This window comes from Streptomyces sp. NPDC004629, assembly GCF_042873595.1.
In the GTDB taxonomy this organism is placed as follows: Bacteria; Actinomycetota; Actinomycetes; order Streptomycetales; family Streptomycetaceae; genus Streptomyces.
The window spans coordinates 111673-129589 of sequence record NZ_JBIALO010000011.1; the positions used below are offsets into that span (position 1 = coordinate 111673).

Genomic DNA, 17917 nt, shown 5'->3' on the forward strand with positions numbered 1-17917 from the left:
CGGAGCGAGCGATGCGTGCTGTGTGTGAGTGCCATGGGCGGCGAGTGCCCTTGTGCCCGGGGGCCGTAACGGGCCGGGGACGGCGCTCAGGGCCCACCTCTTCCACGGCTGACACGGTCACGGCCGACGGCGCGCGACCGTTCGGGCGGCCCTCAGCGTGCGCGGACGAGGAACGCCCAGAAGGCGAGCACGGGCAGGACCAGGGCCCCGGCGACGGCGTTCAGCCCGCCGAAACCGATCCAGCTCATCAGGGGCCCGGCCATGCCGGCACCCACAGCCGCGACGACGTTCATCGCGGTGTCCGCGGTCCCTTGCACTCCGGGCCGCAGCGCCGCAGGAGTGGCCTCGCTGAGCATGGCCGAGCCGGCCACCAGGCTGAACGACCAGCCCAGCCCCAGCAGGAACAGCCCCGCCGTCACCACGCCGACCGAATCGTGTCCCATACCCGACAGCACAGCGGACACGAGGAAGACGGCCTGCCCGGCCACCACGGTCGACATGTGACCGATCCGGTCGGCCAGCCAGCCGACGACCGGGGAGAACGCGTACATGCCCAGCAGATGGCCGCTGATGGTGACGCCGACGACGGTGAGACCCATGCCGTGCTCGGACATGCTGACGGGAGTCATCGTCATGACCGCGCCCATGACCGTGTGGGCGACGACGATGGTCACGAACGCGAAAGCCGCCCTGGGGGCGTGGCGGAGATGGCGCAGACCGGCGCGCAGCGTGCCGTTCCGCGCTTCCTTGTCCTGTGAGGTGGCCTCGGCGGTTCGTGCCGCCGCGGCGCCCGTGCCGCTTTCCGGTCGGTCTTCGGCGTCCTGGTGCCGGCGGGACAGCATGAGGGGGTCGGGGCGCAGCAGGCCCCACAGCAGTATCGAGGCCAGCACCATGCAGACGGTGGCCAGGACGAACGCGCCGGCCAGCCGAGGAAGGTGCAGGACCGTCGCCACGGCGGCACCGGGATCGGCGAGGTTCGGCCCGATCACCGAGCCGACGGTCGTGGACCACACCACGATGGACAGCGCCTGGGCCCGGCGGTGCGGCGCGGCCAGGTCGGCCGCCGCGTAGCGGCTTTGCTGATTCGTCGCGCTGCCGATCCCGAACAGCAGCATGCCCACGATGAGCAGGGGTATCGACCGGCTCACCGCCGAGCCTATGAGTATGACGCCGCCGACGGCGGCCGCCAGCCATCCGGTACTCAAGGAGGCCCGGCGTCCACGCCGTTGCGCGAGGAGGGCAAGCGGCACGCCGACTGCGGCGGCACCCGCCGTCGTGGCCGTGCGTGCCAGTCCGGCATAGGTCTCGCTTTCGGCGACCGACTCGGCGAGCAAGGAGCCGATCGACACCGAGACACCCACTCCGACACCGCCGAGGATCTGCGCAGCGGCGAGGGCCCGGACCGTGCGCTTCTGTACGGCGCGCACCGGCGCTTCTGTCTGCCATGGCTTCGCACCTGTGTCCTGCGCTGCGGTCACCTGCCGGCACTCCTTCTGGGATATCGGCTGAGCAAGGGGAAGAGGGGACGCCGAGGACGGTCACGCGAGGCCGGGAGCGGACGCGTAACCGAAGAACAGCGACCCGAGCATGCGGTGCGGAACTGCCCGGCTGTGTTCAGGAGCCGCGCCGGGACGGTTTCTCGGGGTGGGATTCTGTCCGGAGCCCGTCGCGGCGTACCAGCAGGACTACGGCGGTGAGCGCCGCTGCCGCGGCCAGGACGAGCAGCAGAATCCGGTCGGGCACAGCGCTGCCGATGTGCGCCAGGCGTTCCTCCAGTCCCGCTTCTGTCTCCACACTGATCGGGGAGGGCAGGGCGGCGGTGCCGTCGAAGAGCAGGAACACCACCCCGAGCAGGATGAACAGGGTGCCGCCGACGAGGGACGTGGTGTGCCAGGACAAACACCCAAGGCGCATGGTGCGGCCCCGCAGCCAGCGCCTGCGTCCGAGGTCGAAACGGTCCCACAGCAGGGCCAGAGCGAACAGGGGCAGGGCCATGCCGAGTGCGTACACCGCCAGCAGCAGGCCGCCGTGTGCAGGCCGGCCGCCCAGGGCCGCGATGGTGAGGATGGAACCCAGGATGGGGCCGGCGCAAAAGCCCGCCAGGCCGTAGACCGTACCCAGGGCGAAGACGGAGACCGCCGATGCGGACCGGCGTGCGCCGGCGGCTTCCTGCAGCCGCCGCACGCCGAAGCCGATTCCGAGGACCTGCGCTGCTCCCAACGCAATGACGGTCCAGCCGCCGATGGTGACCAGGAGGTCCCGGTGGCCGTAGAAGAGGCGGCTGGCGAACGATCCGGCGACGCCGAGCGGCACGAGAGTGGTGCACAGGCCGAGGTAGAACAGCACGGTTCGCAGCAGCAGTTTCGTCGCGCTGGTGAAGGAGTAGGCGAAGAAGGCCGGCAGCAGCAGCGCGCTGCACGGGCTCAGCAGGGCCAGGAGGCCGCCGAGGAAGGCGGCCAGGACACTCGCGTCGCCCGTCACCGTGCCTCCTTCGCGGCGGCCTCGATGGTCTGCTTGAAGGTGTCGGCCGGCTGGGCGCCGAGCACGGGGACGTCGTTGACCAGGAAGGCGGGTGTGCTGGTGACGCCGAGGGCATAGCCCTCTTCCATGTCCCGCTGGACCGCCGCTGACGCCTCGTCGGACGTCATGTCCCCCCGGAACCGGTCGAGGTCCTTCACGCCGGCGGCCCGGGCCATGTCGGTCAGCTTGTCGGTGGAGAAGGCGCCCGTGTTCTTCTTGTGCGTCGTGCGGTACGCCTGGTCGTGGAACTCCCAGAACTTGCCCTGCCGGCCGGCGGCCCAGGCCGCGCGGGCGGCCCGTTCGGATTCCTCGCCGAAGATGGGAAAGTTGCGCCACTCGATGCGCAGCAGCCCCTTGTCGACGTAGGAGCGCACCAACTCCGGTTCGGTGTCGCGGGCGAACTTCCCGCAGTAGGGGCACTGGAAGTCCGAGTACTCGATCAAGACGACGGGGGCTTGCGCGCTCCCGGCGGCCAGGGGATCGCCCGCGTCCCGGCGGGCCAGCGCGAGCAGGGCGTCGGCCCGGGCGTCGGGCGTATCGGTCTCGGCGACGGCTGAGTTCTGCGACGCTCCGTCAGAAGAGTTGTCATCGAGGGTGAAGGCCAGGACCACCGCGACGACGGCGGCCAGCCCTGCCGCCGCCGCGGCGAGCGTGCGGCTGCGTCGGCGGACACGGGGAGCGGGGGACGAAGAGGGCGGCATGGAGGGCAACCTTGTGCTGGGAGTACGAGTGGTGGACAGCGGTCGGCTCGGCGGGCGGGCTGCACCGCCGTGGTCGGCGCACGGCAGGACGGCCGTACGAGCGGCCGGCGACCGGTCACGTCCGGGTGGCCGTCTGCGGCACGACGTCCGTCGTCTGCGAGAGACGCGTGTGCGGCTGAGCGATGAGGATTGTCCTGCAGGGAGCCGACCTCACCTCACCTCACCTCACATCACGTCCCGGCCGGGCCGGGCCGGCCGCACTCGCACGTCATGCACAGGGGTGCAGAACAAGGTAGCCGTCGATACGGCGGACATGGTCGGAGTCCGGATCGGCGGGCAGGGCGTGTCCGAGGTGCCCGGCACGGACCTCTCCGATCCACTGGTCGTGCTGGTACTCGTGGTTGATCAGAGCGGTCAGCAGATGCGTCGCGACGATGGTCATCTGAGTGGGGGCACTCACCTTTCCGGCGGCGATGTCACCGGTGCGGGCGTGCACCCGCTCGGCGACGGTTTCCCGGAAGGCGGTGAGCCGTCGCACCGTCGGAAGGGCGCCCCGGAACTGCTCCGGCAACGCCGAGTCCATCAGGGCGTCGAGGGCCGGATCGGGGCTGGGCTCGGCCGCGGTGAGATTGCGGATCATGAAGTGGGCGACATGGGCCTGGTGGCCGAGGTGCCATCCGATGGCGCTGAAATTCTCCGCCGGGCGCCAGACCACCTCGTCCGGGGTCAGGTCCTTCCACAGCTCGTCGGTGTAGGCGCGGGCACGGTCGTACTCACGCAACAGCGCTCCCAGTTCGTGCATGACTCCTCCTTGAGACGACCGCTGCGGGGATGAGGCCATGAGGATGCGAACGCAGCCATGCTGCGACGGAACGCTGCTGACGGGTTACGTCTCGCCTGCCGGCCGGGGCCGGCCGCAGGGCGGCCCTGCCGATGTGCCATCGCGATGTCCTGCTCCCGAACGTCCGAAGTGGTGCGGCGGCGGCGCACCGCCGCCAATGTAGAGAGCCGGTCCGGATGCCGGTAGGGGACAGAGCCGAATACCCCCATCACCACCCTGTATGGCCCACACGGGCGGCCGTCGGCCGTCCCCGTAGGCGTCCTCGCCGCGGTCCTGGCCGCGTCCGCTGTCGCGCACACGGTGCCTTCGCGGTCCGGCTCAGCGGATACGTCATGCTGCTGTCCAAGGCCCGCGCGTTCTTCGAAAGGCCGGCCGTGCGCCGGGGCATGGACCGTGTCACCGGCGCCGTACTGATCGGATTGGGGCTGGAGGTCGCCACGACCCAGCCATGAGCGTCCGCGCCGCGGCACGGTGATCGCTGGTGCGCGGTAGCGGCACGGGCAACGGGTGCGACGGACAGGGCCGGTGACCGCGCCCGGCGCCGTCGACTGCGTCCGTGACCAGCGTGCGTGAGGTGTCGGTTGATGTTCTCGGCCGGGGCGGGGTCAGCGGAAGGCCGGGATGCCGGTGAGGGCGCTGCCCAGGACGAGTGCGTGGACCTCGCTCGTGCCCTCGTAGGTCAGGACAGACTCAAGGTTGTTGGCGTGCCGGATCACCGGGTACTCCAGGGTGATGCCGTTGGCGCCGAGGAGGGTGCGGCACTGGCGGGCGATCTCCAGGGCCTCGCGGACGTTGTTGAGTTTGCCCGTACTGATCTGCTCCGGGCCGATCCGACCCTGGTCCTTGAGCCGTCCCAGCTGGAGCGCGAGCAGCATGCCCTTGCCGAGTTCGAGCGCCATGTCGGCGAGTTTGTGCTGGGTGAGCTGGAAGCCGGCGAGCGGACGGCTGAAGACGGTGCGGTCCGCGGCGTAGGCGAGGGCCGTCTCCAGGCAGTCACGAGCGGCCCCCAGGGCGCCGAAGACGATGCCGAATCGAGCCTCGTTGAGGCAGCCGAGCGGACCGGACAGACCGCGGGCACCCGGGAGCATGGCGTCGGCGGGCAGTCGGACGTTCTCAAGGACGAGTTCGCTCGTCACCGAGGCCCGCAGTGACACCTTGTGCTTGATGTCGTTCCTGGTGAAGCCGGGAGTGCCGGCGGGGACGAGGAATCCCCGGACGCCGTCGTCGGTGCGGGCCCAGACGACGGCTATGTCGGCGACCGAACCGTTGGTGATCCACATCTTGGTGCCGTTGAGGACCCAGTCCGTACCGTCCCGCTCGGCCCGGGCGCGCATGGCTCCCGGGTCGGAGCCGGCATCCGGCTCGGTGAGCCCGAAGCAGCCGATGAAGCGGCCGGCGGCCATGCCCGGCAGCCACTGCTGCTTCTGTTCCTCGGAGCCGTACTTCCATATCGCGTACATCGCGAGAGAGCCCTGGACGGAGACGAGACTGCGCAGTCCCGAGTCGACGGCTTCGAGTTCGAGGCAGGCGAGTCCGTAGGAGACGGCGCTGGTCCCGGCGCAGCCGTAACCCTGCAGATGCATGCCGAGGACGCCCAACTCGCCTAGCTGCCGGGCGAGTTCACGTGCGGGGATGGCTCCTTGCTCGAACCAGTCGGCTATGTGCGGGCGGAGACGGCGTTCGCCCATGGCGCGGACGGTGTCGCGGATGTCCCGCTCCTCGTCGCTGAGCAGGGTGTCGATCCCGAACAGGTCGAAGGGGTGGACCGGATGGCCTGTCACAAGTGCCTCCTGACGGCTGACAGCGACGTGAGAGCGTGAGTAGAGTTCGGATATCTGATTTTGGATCCAATATGGCCGTGATCGTAGCGGGATGCCCCACGCTTGCCAAGAGACGAGAGGAACAGTCACATGCCGAGTGATCAGTCGGCGTCCGAAGGCGCCTTGTCGGGAATCGTCGTGGCCGACTTCGGCCGCGTGCTCGCCGCCCCGTATCTGACGATGTTGCTCGCCGACCTCGGCGCCGAGGTCATCAAGGTCGAACGACCTGGTGGCGGGGACGAAACCCGCGCTTGGGGCCCGCCGTACGCGGACGGTGAGGCCACCTACTTCCTCGGTGTGAACCGCAACAAGCGCTCCGTCGCCCTGGACCTCTTTGACGAGCGGCACCGCCGTGCCGCGCAGGAGATCGCCGCTCGCGCGGATGTGCTCGTGGAGAACTTCCGGCCCGGCACCATGGACCGACTCGGCCTCGGCTACGACGAACTCCGCGTCCGCAACCCGGGGTTGGTGTACTGCTCGGTCACCGGCTTCGGAACCGGAAAAGGCGCGGGCCTTCCCGGCTACGACCTTCTGGTGCAGGCCATGGGCGGCCTGATGAGCGTGACCGGCGAACCGGACGGGCAGGGCACGAAAGCGGGTGTCGCCCTGGTGGACGTCATCACCGGTCTGCACGCCGGGATGGGGGTTCTCGCCGCCCTGCGCCATCGCGAACGTACGGGCGAAGGGCAGCGGGTGGAGGTCTCGCTGCTCACCTCCCTCCTGTCGGCGCTGACCAACCAGGCCTCTGCCTATGTGTCGGGCGGCGTGGTGCCGCGGGCCATGGGCAACCGACACCCCTCGATCGCGCCGTACGAGGTGGTGGACGCGAAAGACCGCCCTTTGGCGCTCGCGGTGGGGAACGACCGCCAGTTCACGGCTCTCTGCACCGAACTGGGGCTTTCTGAGCTGGCGGACGACCCGCGGTTCGCCACGAACCCGGCCAGGGTGACCCACCGTGGCGAACTGCTCGATCTCCTCGCGGGCCCGCTGCGGACCCGAACCGCCGACTCGTGGTTCGAGACGCTCACCGCCGTGGGCGTGCCCTGCGGACCCATCAACGACCTTGAGGCGGCGTTCGCCTTCGCCGACTCCCTGGGACTGGACGCCCGCGTCACGATCGACGATCCGCGTCGCGACGCGCCCGTCGCACACGTGGCCGGCCCTATACGGCTCACCCGCACGCCCGCCGTCTACCACCGTGCGCCACCGCGGCTCGGCGAGCACACCCACGAGATCCTGACCGAGCTGGGCCATCCGCTGCCGCGGAAGTCGACCCCATAGGATGAACGCGCCCGGTTCGAGCTGCCCCATCAGCGATGGAGACACCCCGCCATGACCAGCCCCGCACCCAGGCGGCGCCCGCCGACGACGCAACAGTTCGTGCTGGGTGAACTGCGGCGGGCCATCACGAGCGGGCAGCTGAAGCCGGGCACTCCCATCCGTCAGGACGCGCTCGCGGAGCAGTTCGGCGTCAGCCGTGTGCCGCTGCGCGAGGCGCTGAAGACCGTCGAGGCGGAGGGCCTGGTCGTCCATGAGGCACACCGCGGCTACTTCGTCGCGGAGTTGTCCCTCTCCGATCTGCGCGAGGTCTACCGCATTCGCGAGATCCTGGAGGCCGAGGCCGTACGACAGGCGTCCGGGCGGATCGACGGACCGGCCTTCGCGGCACTGGAAGCCGCCCAGCGCGAGGTGGAGGAGGCCGCGGACGCGGAGGACGTGACCGAGATGGCGGCGGCCAACCGCCGCTTCCACTTCTCTTTGTTCGAGATGGCCGGCATGCCGCGGCTGGTCCGGCTCATCAGCACGCTCTGGGACGCGACGGACGCCTATCGGGCGCTCTACTATGCCGAACCGGCCCATCGCGACCACGTGGTACGAGAGCACCACGCGATCCTGGCGGCCCTGCGTGGCGATGCCGAGGACGCGGTACGGCTGCTCGACGAGCACCGTGCGAACGCGGTCACCGCGCTACGGGAGATGCTCCCGCGGACCTGACCGGACACCGGCGACCGCTCCCCGGGTCATCGTCCGGCGGCAGGTGCGCCGGTACTTCTGTGACCGCATGAGCTGGTCCCGCACAGCCTTCGTGGAGCAGGTGCCGGATCTGTCCGAGCGGTCTGCCCAACTGGTCCGCCACCAGCGCGGACACCTCCTACGGGAGTGGATCCGGCAGGCCGAACAGGACGCACCGAAGCCGATGAAGGGCTTCGCCGGCCGAGATAGCAATGCTTGTTGACTATCTTCTAGACTAGGGGCATGGTGATGCTCCCGGAATCCCGGCGGCCCACGGCCGACGGGACAGTCATCGACCAGAAGGAGCCCCCTTGTCCTTCAGCTCCGGCCCCACGGCGCCCGAACGTTTCACCCGGCGCCTCGGGCAATTGGTGGGTATCGAGACACCGTCGGGTTGGACCCGGGGGCTGAACGACGCCTACGACCTGCTCGAAGCCTGGGCGGGCAACGCCCTGGGCCACCCCGAACGGATCGTCTGTGACGGGGTGCCGCATCTGTACTGGCGCGGCAGCGATCCCGCCGCGCCGAAAAGCAGCCGGGTTCTGCTGCTCGGGCACGCCGACACGGTGTGGCCGCTGGGCACCCTGGCGGAGAATCCGTTCAGGGTGGAGGGAACACGGGCGACCGGCCCCGGCGTCTTCGACATGAAGGCGGGCCTCGTCCTCGCCTTCGAGGCACTGGGGCTGGCCGGGGACGTCTCCCACGTGAGCATGGTCGTCTCCGGGGACGAGGAGCGGGGATCGATCACGTCCCGCGCTCTGGTCGAGGAGGCCGCGGCGGCGTGCGGGGCGACCCTGGTGCTGGAGCCCAGTGAGGGCGGCGCGCTCAAGACCGCACGCAAGGGCGTGGCACTGTACCGGCTCGGCGTCAGCGGCCGGGCCGCGCACGCCGGGCTCGAACCGCACAAGGGCGTCAACGCGCTGGTCGAACTGGCTCATCAGGTGCTGACGATCAGCGATCTCGCCGACCGCGGCAGGGGAACCACCGTCACTCCCACCGTCGGCAGCGCAGGCACCACCACCAACACCGTGCCGGAGCAGGCGTTCGTGGATGTCGACGTGCGGGCCTGGGAGCACGCCGAACTGGAGCGGGTGGAACGGGCGCTGCGGGCGCTGCGCCCGCGGGACCCCGGCGCCGAACTCGCCTTCGAGGGCAGCGTCAACCGTGGTCCGCTGGAGCGGGGTATGTCCGTCGGCCTGCTGGGCTCCGCCCGAGCGGTCGCCGAGCGGCTGGGCCTGACCCCGGTCACCGAGACCGGCGTCGGCGGCGGCTCGGACGGCAACATCACCGCGAGTCTGGGCGTGCCCACGTTGGACGGCCTCGGCCCGGACGGCGGAGGCGCGCACGCCCGTCACGAGTGGGTGGAGCTGGCCTCCGTCAGGGACCGTACGTCCCTGATCGCCGGCCTCCTCGCCGACCGCGCACCCTGACCTCGCGCGGCCCCATCGATCGGCTCACCCCGCCGCCTTCTCCCGCACCCGCGCCTCCACCGAGTCCAGCAGCATGTCGAGCGCGTGGTCGAAGACCGTGGGGTCGCCGATGGCGGCCAGCGGCGCCGTCAGGGCGGCGATATGCGGGTAGGTGTCCGCCGGAAGGCGGCGGTACTCCAGTTCCCAGGCCAGGCTGTCCCGGTCGCGGGTCTCGGGGTCGAGCGCCTGGAGCCCGGCCTCCATGGCGGACAGCGAGCGGATCACGTTCCCGAAGACACGTACGTACATCACCGCCTCCTCGTCGTCCAGCCCGGCCCGGTGCAGGCAGTCGAGGGCGAACTCCACATTGGCGAACTCGGTCGGCCGACGTGTCGTACGCGCCGCCATCTGCCAGGCGAACACGGGATAGCACAGGTAGTGCTCGTGGATGTGCCGGGCCTGCGTACGCAGGTCGTCGCGCCAGGAGTCGGTGGCCCGCAACTGTCCGCCGTAGGAGCGCGCCCGGAGGTCGTCGATGAGTTCCAGGATCAACTCGTCCTTGTCCCGGAAGTGCCGGTAGAGCGAGGTCGGATGGGCGTTGAGCTCCTTGGCCAGCGCCTGGAAGGTGAACGCCTCCAGGCCGTCCCGGGAGGCGACCTTCTCCGCCGCGTCCAGGATCACCCGGCGGCTGAGCGTGTCCCGTGCCAACCGCCGCCGGCCCCCGGCCCCGCCCGCCGCGGCGCTCTTGCCGTCGCCCGCGCGCGCACCACTCATGATCTTCCCTTCCCTCGGCTTCCGGGACGCGGTCGCGACCCTATCGCTCGCTACGAAACGTTATTCACACACCTAGGCAATGCAAACGCATAGTTACTAGCCTATCTCCATTGCTAAGACTTGCGCGGCTCCCTACGATGAGCCAACGGCTTCGCCACGGAAGGTTTCCAGCCATGCCTCAACTGCTCACAGCGACCGTTAAGGGCCGATTCCCGGCCAGAATCCCGGCGGCCGGCACGCTTCTCACAGCCCTGACGCTGACCGCCACCGCATGCACCTCGGGGACCTCCTCCCCGCAGTCGGACACCACAACGAACCTGCCGGTCAGGCAGGGTGGCAGCCTCGTGATCGGGGCCGAGCAGGAGCCCGACTGCGCCGACTGGCTCGGCACCTGCGGCGCCTCCCTCTGGGGCACCTACCTGATGCAGACCGAGACCATCCCACAGGTCTTCGACGTCCGCCTCAAGGGTGAGAACTGGACACCGGTCCCCTCGAACCTGATGGCGTCGGAGCCGACGACGAAGCGGGTCGGGAAGCAGCAGCAGATCACCTACCGGCTCAACCCGAAGGCCGTCTGGTCCGACGGGAAACCGATCACCTCCGCGGACCTGAAGTACACAGCCCTCCAAGTCCGCGACGGCAAGGCGATCTTCGACAAGAGCGGCTACGACCGCATCACGTCGTTCGACACCCCCGACAGCACCACCGCCGTCGTCACACTCAAGTCCCCGTACGGCAACTGGAAACAGCTCTTCAGCGCCGGCTACGGCGTACTGCCCTCCCACCTCCTGCGGGGCAAGGACCGCAACGCCGTCATGAAGGACGGCTACACCTTCAGCGGCGGCCCCTGGAAGATCGCGTCCTGGAAGAAGGGGGTCTCCGTCACCCTCGTACCCAACGACCGCTACTGGGGCCCCAAACCGCACCTGGACAAGGTCACCTTCCAGTTCGCCTCGGACACCTCGGCGGCCACCCAGGCCTTCGCCAGCGGGCAGTTCGACGCCCTCTACCCCACCCCGCAGCTGACCACCATCGACCAGATCAAGGCGCTGGGCAGCGCGGCCCGCATGCAGGTACAGGCGCAAACCGGCAACCTCCAGGCGCTGTGGCTGAACAACGCGAAGTTCCCCTTCGACTCCGCCGCCGTGCGCAAGGCCTTCGCCTACTCGGTCGACCGCGAGGCCATCGTCAAGCGGCTGTTCGGCTCGTACGGCGTCACCGCTCCCGCGCAGAGCTTCCAGTCGCCGCTGGTCTCCCGCTACGCGTCCACCGACTTCTCCGGCTACAAGCCCGACGCCGCCAAGGCGGAACAGCTCATGACGGCGGACGGGTGGGCCAAGAACGCGAGCGGATTCTGGTCGAAGAACGGCAAGGAGGCCGCGTTCGCCGTCACCTCCCTCGCCGGCAACCAGAGCCGTGAACTGACCGAGCAGATCCTCCAGTCCCAGCTCGCCAAGGCCGGGTTCAAGGTGACGATCAAGAACTCCACACCTGCGAACATCTTCGGCAAGCTCGCCCCCGCCGGTGACTTCCAACTGGGTCTGTGGAACATCACCGACTCCTTCCCCAACCCGACCCTGTCCGCCACCTTCAGCAGCACGGCCATCCCGAGCGCCGCCAACAACCAGTCGGGCATCAACTTCATGCGCATCCGCGTCGCGGGCCTCGACCCGGTCCTGGAGCGGGTCGACACCGAGCTGGACGACACCGCCCGGATCGAGGAGTCGCACAAGGCGGAGAAGCTCATAGCCGACGACGTCCCCTCACTCCCGCTGGCCGCCGTCCCGAACATCCTCGTCACCGGCAAGCGGGTCGGCGGACCGCTCTCCATCAACCCGGTGGAAGGCCCCTGGTGGAACCTTGAGGAATGGGGCCTGGCGAGATGACACCGGTCCGCTCACCGCGCAGGGGCCTGTCATGACGAGATACGTCCTGCGTCGCCTGCTCGCCTCCGTGCCCGTGGTCTGCATCGCCTCGTTCATCCTCTTCTGGGCGGTGCGGGCGACCTTCGACCCGCTGGCGAAACTGCGTCAGACGGTCGATCCCATGGCCCTGCGCCGTGAGACCGTCCGCCTCGGGCTCGACCGGAGCCTGCCCGAGCAGTACCTGCTGTGGATCAAGGGCCTGGTGCAGGGCGACTGGGGCACCAGCACCCGGACCGGCGGGGCCGTGCTGCCCATGGTCGGCGACGCCCTCGGGACCACCTTGCAGCTGATCCTGTGGGGCGTGGCCCTCGCCGTCGTCCTGGCACTGGCGATCGGGCTGTACTCGGCAGCGCGCCAGTACTCCGCGGGCGACCACCTCCTGACCGGCCTGTCCTATCTGGGCGTCGCCATGCCGGCATTCTGGTTCGGTCTGGTCCTCATCCAGGTGCTCGCCGTGTGGCCCAAGCAGCAGTTCGGGCTGGCGGATCCGCCGCTGTACTTCGTGGGACTCCACTCCGTAGGACACAGCGGACTCGATCTGGACTATCTGCGTCACCTGGTGCTGCCCGTGGCCACACTCACCGTCGGCCTCGTCGCCTCCTGGTCCCGGTTCGGCCGCGCCACCCTCCTGGAGGCGCTCTCCAGCGACTACGTGCGTACGGCACGGGCCAAGGGTGTCCCCCGCAGGCGCATCCTGCTGAGCCACGCCCTGCGCAACGCGCTCGCGCCGTTCGTCACCGTGGTCGCGATGGATGCCGCCGCGCTGGTCGGCGGGCTCGTGGTGACCGAGCAGATCTACTCGATCCCCGGCATGGGCAAGCTGTTCCTCGCCTCCCTGGAGACCGGAGACGTCTTCGTCCTGCTGCCCTGGATGTTCGTCGTGGCCGTCCTCGTCATCCTCTTCAACCTTCTGGCCGACCTGTCCTACGCCCTCCTCGATCCCCGGGTGGCCCTGCGATGACCCAGCCCACCGCCCTTCCCTCGCCGGCGCCTCCACGCTCCGGGCAGCCCGCCGCACCCGCCGACCCGCGGACCTCCCGCGTCGTCCTGTCCCGCTTCCTGCGCCACCGGCTCGCGGTGGCCTCGCTGACCGTGCTGGTCCTGCTGGCGATCTGCTGTTTCGGCGCCACCTGGATCGCGCCCAGCCCGCGCAATGCCCAAAACCTCCTTGAGGCCTCCCAGCCGCCGTCCGGCGCCCACTGGCTGGGCACGGACTCCCTCGGCCGCGACTACCTCAGCGAGATGCTCTACGCCGGCCAGCTCTCGCTGGCCATCGGACTGGGCGTCGCCCTGCTGGCCACCCTGGTGGGGACGGCGGCCGGTGCGGTGGCCGGGTATCTCGGCGGCTGGCCCGACGAGGTGATCATGCGTGTGGCCGACCTCTTCCTGATCGTGCCCCCGGTCGCCGTGCTGGCGGTGTCCCTGCAGGGCCTCGGTCCCTCGCCCGTGACCATCGTGGTGGTGCTCAGCAGTCTGGGCTGGACCGTCATCGCCCGTGTCGTTCGGGCCCGGGTGATCCAGCTGCGCCACCAGGAGTTCGTGGAGGCGGCCCGGGTCATCGGCGCCTCCGGCCCCAGGATCGTCGTACGGCATCTGCTGCCCAATCTGACGGGCCTGATCGTGGTCAATGTGTCCCTGTCGGTGGCCATGGCGATCATCCTCGAATCCACCGTCAGCTTCCTCGGCTACGGCGTCCAGCCGCCCCGGTCGAGCTGGGGCAACATGCTCACCCAGGCGGCCGGGCTGATCGGCACCTCGCAGTCCTATCTCCTGTACGTCCCCGGCCTGGCGATCCTCGTCACCGTGCTCGCCGTGAACTTCCTCGGTGACGGGCTGCGCGACGCGCTCGACCCCCAAGGCAGGCAGTGATGAAGACCTTCACCGAAGCGACCGGCGAGGCGACGGCTCCGCTGCTGTCGGTCCGCGACCTGTGCGTCACCTATCGCACCGACGCCGGGCCCGTGGTCGCCCTCGACCGGCTCTCCTTCGACCTGAGAGGCGGGGAGACCCTGAGCATCGTCGGCGAGTCGGGCTCCGGGAAGAGCGCCGCCTCCCTTGCGGTGATGGGGCTGCTGCCGCGCAACGCCGTGGCCTCCGGCTCGGTGCGGTTCCGCGGCCAGGAGCTGCTGGGCCTGTCCGACCGGGAGATGCGGACCGTGCGCGGCCGGCGCATCGCCATGGTCTTCCAGGACGCGCTGGCCGCGCTGAACCCGATGATGACCGTGGGCGCCCAGCTCGCCGAGGCGGTGAGCGTGCACGACCCGGACATCTCCCGCGCCGCCCTGCGGGAACGGACCGTCGAACTGCTCGACCTGGTCGGCATCCCCGCCCCCCGGACCCGGGCCGACCAGTACCCGCACGAGCTGTCGGGCGGCATGCGCCAGCGCGTCATGATCGCCACTGGCATCGCCAACGAACCGGACGTCCTCATCGCCGACGAGCCGACCACCGCGCTCGACGTGACCGTCCAGGCCCAGGTCCTCGACGTCCTGGAACGCGTCCAGGACCGCACCGAGTCCGCCATCCTGCTGATCACCCACGACCTGGGTGTGGTGGCCGGCCTCGCCGACCGGGTTCTCGTCCTGTACTGCGGGCGCAAGATGGAAGAAGCCCCCGTGGAGCCCCTCTTCTACCGGCCGGCCCACCCCTACACGCGCGGCCTGCTCGCCGCGCTGCCGCGGATCGACCGCAGCACCCGGCGCCTCGCGCAGATCGCCGGCCAGCCGCCCTCCCCCACCGAGCGGCCCCCGGGCTGCCCCTTCCAGAACCGCTGCCCGCACGCCGAGGACCGGTGCGCCGAGAGCCCCCGGCCGGTCACGGTCGGCGCGGGCCACACCGCGGCCTGCGTGCGGGTGCCCGAGATCGCGAGCGTGACGCCATGACAGCACCGGCACTGACGGTCGAGGGGCTGGTGGCCGAGTACACCACCGGCCGGCGCGGCCGGCGCGCGCAGACCGTGCGGGCCGTCTCCGGGGTGGACCTCGTCATCCCGCGCGGCACCACCCTCGGCCTGGTCGGCGAGACCGGCTGCGGCAAGACCACCCTGGGCCGCTGCCTGGTCCGGCTGACCGACCCGGCCGCCGGGCGGATCATGCTGTTCGACACGGACGTGACGGCGGCCGACCGACGGGAGCTGGCGGCCGTACGCCGTCGTATCCAGTTCGTGTTCCAAGACCCCTACGCCTCCCTCAACCCGAAGCTCACCGTGCACGCGGCGCTCGCCGAGCCGCTGCGCATCCACGCTCTGCACCGGGGCCGGGAGAACGCAAGGGTGAGCGAACTGCTGGAGCTGGTCGGCCTGGACCCCGGGCACGCCCACCGCCATCCACACCAGTTCTCCGGCGGCCAGCGACAGCGCATCGGCATCGCCCGCGCGCTCGCGGTCGAACCGGAGGTGCTGGTCCTGGACGAACCGGTCAGCGCCCTCGACGTCAGTGTCCAGGCCGGGGTGATCAATCTGCTGGAAGACCTCCAGCAGGAACTGGGACTCACCTACCTGTTCGTCGCGCACGACCTGTCGGTGGTGCGGCAGATCAGCGACGAGGTCGCCGTCATGTACCTCGGGCAGATCGTCGAACAGGGGCCCGTGGACACGCTGTTCACCCAGCCGCGCCATCCCTACACCCAGGCCCTGCTGTCGGCCGTGCCCATCCCCGATCCGCGCATCCAGCGGGCGCGACGGCGCATCGTCCTGGGCGGCGATCTGCCCAGTCCGCTGGCTCCGCCGTCCGGCTGCCGTTTCCGCACCCGGTGCTGGAAGGCGCGCGACCTGTGCGCCGAGACCGCGCCCGCCCTCGCCGAGCAGGGCCCCGGACAACTCGCCGCCTGCCACTTTCCCGATGCCCCGCCCCCGGCGACACAGGGCGAACCCAAGGAGGTCACCGCACCATGACCCAGAACTGGCAGCGGTTCTTCACCGCCGAACGGACCCTCACGGTCCGGCGCGGGCGCGGACCGGGCGACAGGTCGCTGATCGTCGTGGAGAGCGACGAGGGTCCCCGGCTGACGCTGTGGGACGCCGAGCACGGCACGGTACGGCCGCTCAGCGAAGTGACCTCGGGCGACCTCGCGCAGGCGGTGCTCACCTCCGACGGCGGGCAGCTGCTCAGCCTGCATGACGACAACGGGTCCGAGGTCGGACATGTGCACACGACACGCCTCGACGGCGGCGGCAGCCGTGATCTGACGCCGGACCTGCCGCCCTACACCCTGCGCGGGATGGATGTGGCGGGGCGGGCCGACCGCGCCGTGATCACCTGTGTCGCCGAGGACGGTTTCAGTCTGTGGCTGCTCGGCACGGACGGCTCGGCCGGTCCCGAGCTGTTGCTGAGGTCGAGGAACGAGGCGTGGAACGGCCTGGTCTCGACCGACGCCCGTCTCGCCTGCATCGACACCACCGACCACAATCCGGGGGTCCGCAGGTTCGCGGTCACCGTCGTCGACACCGCCACGGGTGCCGTGCTCGCCTGTCTGAGCGACGGGCCCGAGGCGCCCGTGCGCGGTGTGCGGTTCTCCCCCGTCCCGGGCGACGACCGGATACTGGTCTGCACCGAACGCACCGGGTTCGCCCGTCCCTGCGTCTGGCATCCCACGCACGGCACCCGCATCGACATCGAGGCACCGCAGCTGCGGGGTGACCTGGTCCCGCTCGACTGGTCCGAGGACGCCACCCGCGTCCTGGCCGTCCATGTGGACGGCGGGATCCACCGGGTCATGGAGGCCGACCTGGAGTCGGGCGAACTCCGGTCGCTCGACCACCCGCCGGGGGCGTACTTCGAGCCGGACGTGGCGGACACGCACTGCCACCTATGGGCCTCGCACTACGGTCCCGGACACACCGTGCGCCTGCTGCACCAGCGCTTCGACTCCCCCTTGCGCATCCTGGGCGTCGACGGCCCGGACAACGTCCCCGGCCCTGGGATCCTTCCGCGGCAGGATCTGGACGGCGTGCGGTGCAGGTCGAGCACGATCCGCTCGGCGGACGGGACGTCCCTGCAGCTGTGGTGGGCCCGGCCGCGCGAGGTCAAGGGGCCCCTCCCGCTCGTGCTGCATCTGCACGGCGGGCCCAACCTGGTGACGGTCGACCGCTACGACCCCTCGGCCCAGGCCTGGCTGGACGAGGGTGTGGCGTACGCCTCCCTGAACTACCGCGGCTCGGTCACCTTCGGGCGCCGCTTCCGTGAGGGCTTCATGCCGGCGATCGGCGACCGGGAGCTGGAGGACATCGAGGCGGCGGTCCGGTGGCTGGTCGCCGAGGGCGTCGCCGATCCCGGCAATGTCTTCGTCACGGGTGCCTCGTACGGCGGTTTCCTGTCGCTGCTGGCCGTGGGACGCCTGCCAGGACTGTTCGCCGGAGCGCTGGCACACGTACCGATGGCCGACTGGCTGGCGGGGTACGAAGACATGAACCCGGCGCTGCGCGCGGCCCGGTCGTCGTTCTTCGGCGCGCAGCCAGGGGACAACCTGGAGCGCTTCGTGCGCGCATCGCCCATCACATACGTGGCCGATGTCGTGGCGCCGGTGTGGATCAACCAGGGCACGCACGACACCCGCACCCCGCCCGAGCAGGTGCGCCGTTACGAGGAAGCGCTGCGCGCGGCCGGCGGAACGGTGGTGGTCGACTGGTACAGCGGCGGTCACGAGACCAGCGGGCGGGCCAAGGCGCTGAGCGAGCAGTCCAGAATGCTCTCCCTGGTCCGCGCCGCCCTGAGCCGACAGCCGTGGAGTCAGTCCCTGTTGTGAGCCGCGAGGACGAACCGGAGGCGACCGAGTGTCTCCTCCGGGGCCGCCTCGGTAGCTCCTCGGTCGGTCCCGCCTCCCGGCCGGCCGACGGGCACGGCGCCAACGACGGGCCCGCCCCGTTCTCCGCTCCGAACACATTGACGCTCCTTCCGGGCTCGGCTACTGTCCATGC

The 17917-nt window shown here is 70.3% G+C and carries 16 protein-coding genes; 10 read left to right on the forward strand and 6 right to left on the reverse strand.

The window, feature by feature from the left end; all coding sequences use genetic code 11:
• Nucleotides 1-152: 152 nt before the first annotated feature.
• The 5 genes from ACFYTE_RS18765 to ACFYTE_RS18785 all read right to left on the reverse strand — a co-directional run bounded on the left by ACFYTE_RS18765 (nucleotide 153) and on the right by ACFYTE_RS18785 (nucleotide 5843).
• Complete coding sequence (locus ACFYTE_RS18765) at nucleotides 153-1478, reverse strand: MFS transporter (RefSeq protein ID WP_388711151.1); 1326 nt, start codon at nucleotides 1476-1478, stop codon at nucleotides 153-155.
• 136 nt (nucleotides 1479-1614) lie between these two features.
• Nucleotides 1615-2481 carry a cytochrome c biogenesis CcdA family protein gene (locus tag ACFYTE_RS18770; protein WP_388711153.1) on the reverse strand — a complete coding sequence of 289 codons (867 nt, stop codon included), beginning with the start codon at nucleotides 2479-2481 and terminating at the stop codon, nucleotides 1615-1617.
• Nucleotides 2478-3221, reverse strand: coding sequence for a DsbA family protein (locus ACFYTE_RS18775; protein WP_388711156.1), 744 nt, complete (start codon nucleotides 3219-3221; stop codon nucleotides 2478-2480). Before ACFYTE_RS18775 ends, ACFYTE_RS18770 begins: the two co-directional genes overlap by 4 nt.
• Nucleotides 3222-3489: 268 nt before the next feature.
• Nucleotides 3490-4023, reverse strand: a complete 534-nt coding sequence (locus ACFYTE_RS18780) for a DinB family protein (RefSeq protein WP_388711159.1) — start codon at nucleotides 4021-4023, stop codon at nucleotides 3490-3492.
• A 644-nt stretch (nucleotides 4024-4667) separates the two neighbouring features.
• Nucleotides 4668-5843: an acyl-CoA dehydrogenase family protein gene (locus tag ACFYTE_RS18785; RefSeq protein ID WP_388711162.1), complete on the reverse strand. Its 1176-nt coding sequence runs from the start codon at nucleotides 5841-5843 to the stop codon at nucleotides 4668-4670.
• 129 nt (nucleotides 5844-5972) lie between these two features.
• On the opposite strand from ACFYTE_RS18785, the gene ACFYTE_RS18790 reads away from it, so the two are divergent.
• The 4 genes from ACFYTE_RS18790 (at nucleotide 5973) to ACFYTE_RS18805 (ending at nucleotide 9325) form a co-directional block, all read left to right on the forward strand.
• Nucleotides 5973-7163: a CaiB/BaiF CoA transferase family protein gene (locus ACFYTE_RS18790; RefSeq protein WP_388711164.1), complete on the forward strand. Its 1191-nt coding sequence runs from the start codon at nucleotides 5973-5975 to the stop codon at nucleotides 7161-7163.
• Nucleotides 7164-7214: 51 nt separating this feature from the next.
• Entirely contained in the window at nucleotides 7215-7877 is a 663-nt protein-coding gene (locus ACFYTE_RS18795) for a GntR family transcriptional regulator (RefSeq protein WP_388711167.1), read from the forward strand.
• A 67-nt stretch (nucleotides 7878-7944) separates the two neighbouring features.
• Entirely contained in the window at nucleotides 7945-8118 is a 174-nt protein-coding gene (locus tag ACFYTE_RS18800) for a hypothetical protein (protein WP_388711170.1), read from the forward strand.
• Nucleotides 8119-8206: 88 nt separating this feature from the next.
• Complete coding sequence (locus ACFYTE_RS18805) at nucleotides 8207-9325, forward strand: M20/M25/M40 family metallo-hydrolase (RefSeq protein ID WP_388711173.1); 1119 nt, start codon at nucleotides 8207-8209, stop codon at nucleotides 9323-9325.
• Nucleotides 9326-9349: 24 nt separating this feature from the next.
• Here ACFYTE_RS18805 and ACFYTE_RS18810 read toward each other — a convergent pair whose 3' ends face one another.
• Entirely contained in the window at nucleotides 9350-10078 is a 729-nt protein-coding gene (locus tag ACFYTE_RS18810) for a TetR/AcrR family transcriptional regulator (protein WP_388711176.1), read from the reverse strand.
• 173 nt (nucleotides 10079-10251) lie between these two features.
• Between ACFYTE_RS18810 and ACFYTE_RS18815 the strand changes: the two genes are divergently transcribed.
• The 6 genes from ACFYTE_RS18815 to ACFYTE_RS18840 are packed head-to-tail and all read left to right on the forward strand — an operon-like array spanning nucleotide 10252 to nucleotide 17745.
• Entirely contained in the window at nucleotides 10252-11964 is a 1713-nt protein-coding gene (locus ACFYTE_RS18815; protein ID WP_388711179.1) for an ABC transporter substrate-binding protein, read from the forward strand.
• Nucleotides 11965-11995: 31 nt separating this feature from the next.
• Nucleotides 11996-12964, forward strand: coding sequence for an ABC transporter permease (locus ACFYTE_RS18820; RefSeq protein WP_388711181.1), 969 nt, complete (start codon nucleotides 11996-11998; stop codon nucleotides 12962-12964).
• A complete protein-coding gene (locus ACFYTE_RS18825; protein WP_388711184.1) occupies nucleotides 12961-13872 on the forward strand; it encodes an ABC transporter permease in 912 nt (303 codons plus the stop codon). The genes ACFYTE_RS18820 and ACFYTE_RS18825 overlap by 4 nt, the downstream gene beginning before the upstream one ends.
• Entirely contained in the window at nucleotides 13872-14885 is a 1014-nt protein-coding gene (locus ACFYTE_RS18830) for an ABC transporter ATP-binding protein (protein WP_388711187.1), read from the forward strand. The genes ACFYTE_RS18825 and ACFYTE_RS18830 overlap by 1 nt, the downstream gene beginning before the upstream one ends.
• Nucleotides 14882-15895 carry an ABC transporter ATP-binding protein gene (locus tag ACFYTE_RS18835; protein ID WP_388711189.1) on the forward strand — a complete coding sequence of 338 codons (1014 nt, stop codon included), beginning with the start codon at nucleotides 14882-14884 and terminating at the stop codon, nucleotides 15893-15895. The genes ACFYTE_RS18830 and ACFYTE_RS18835 overlap by 4 nt, the downstream gene beginning before the upstream one ends.
• On the forward strand, nucleotides 15892-17745 hold the full coding sequence (locus ACFYTE_RS18840) for an alpha/beta hydrolase family protein (RefSeq protein ID WP_388711192.1): 1854 nt from the start codon (nucleotides 15892-15894) through the stop codon (nucleotides 17743-17745). Before ACFYTE_RS18835 ends, ACFYTE_RS18840 begins: the two co-directional genes overlap by 4 nt.
• Nucleotides 17746-17917 lie beyond the last annotated feature (172 nt).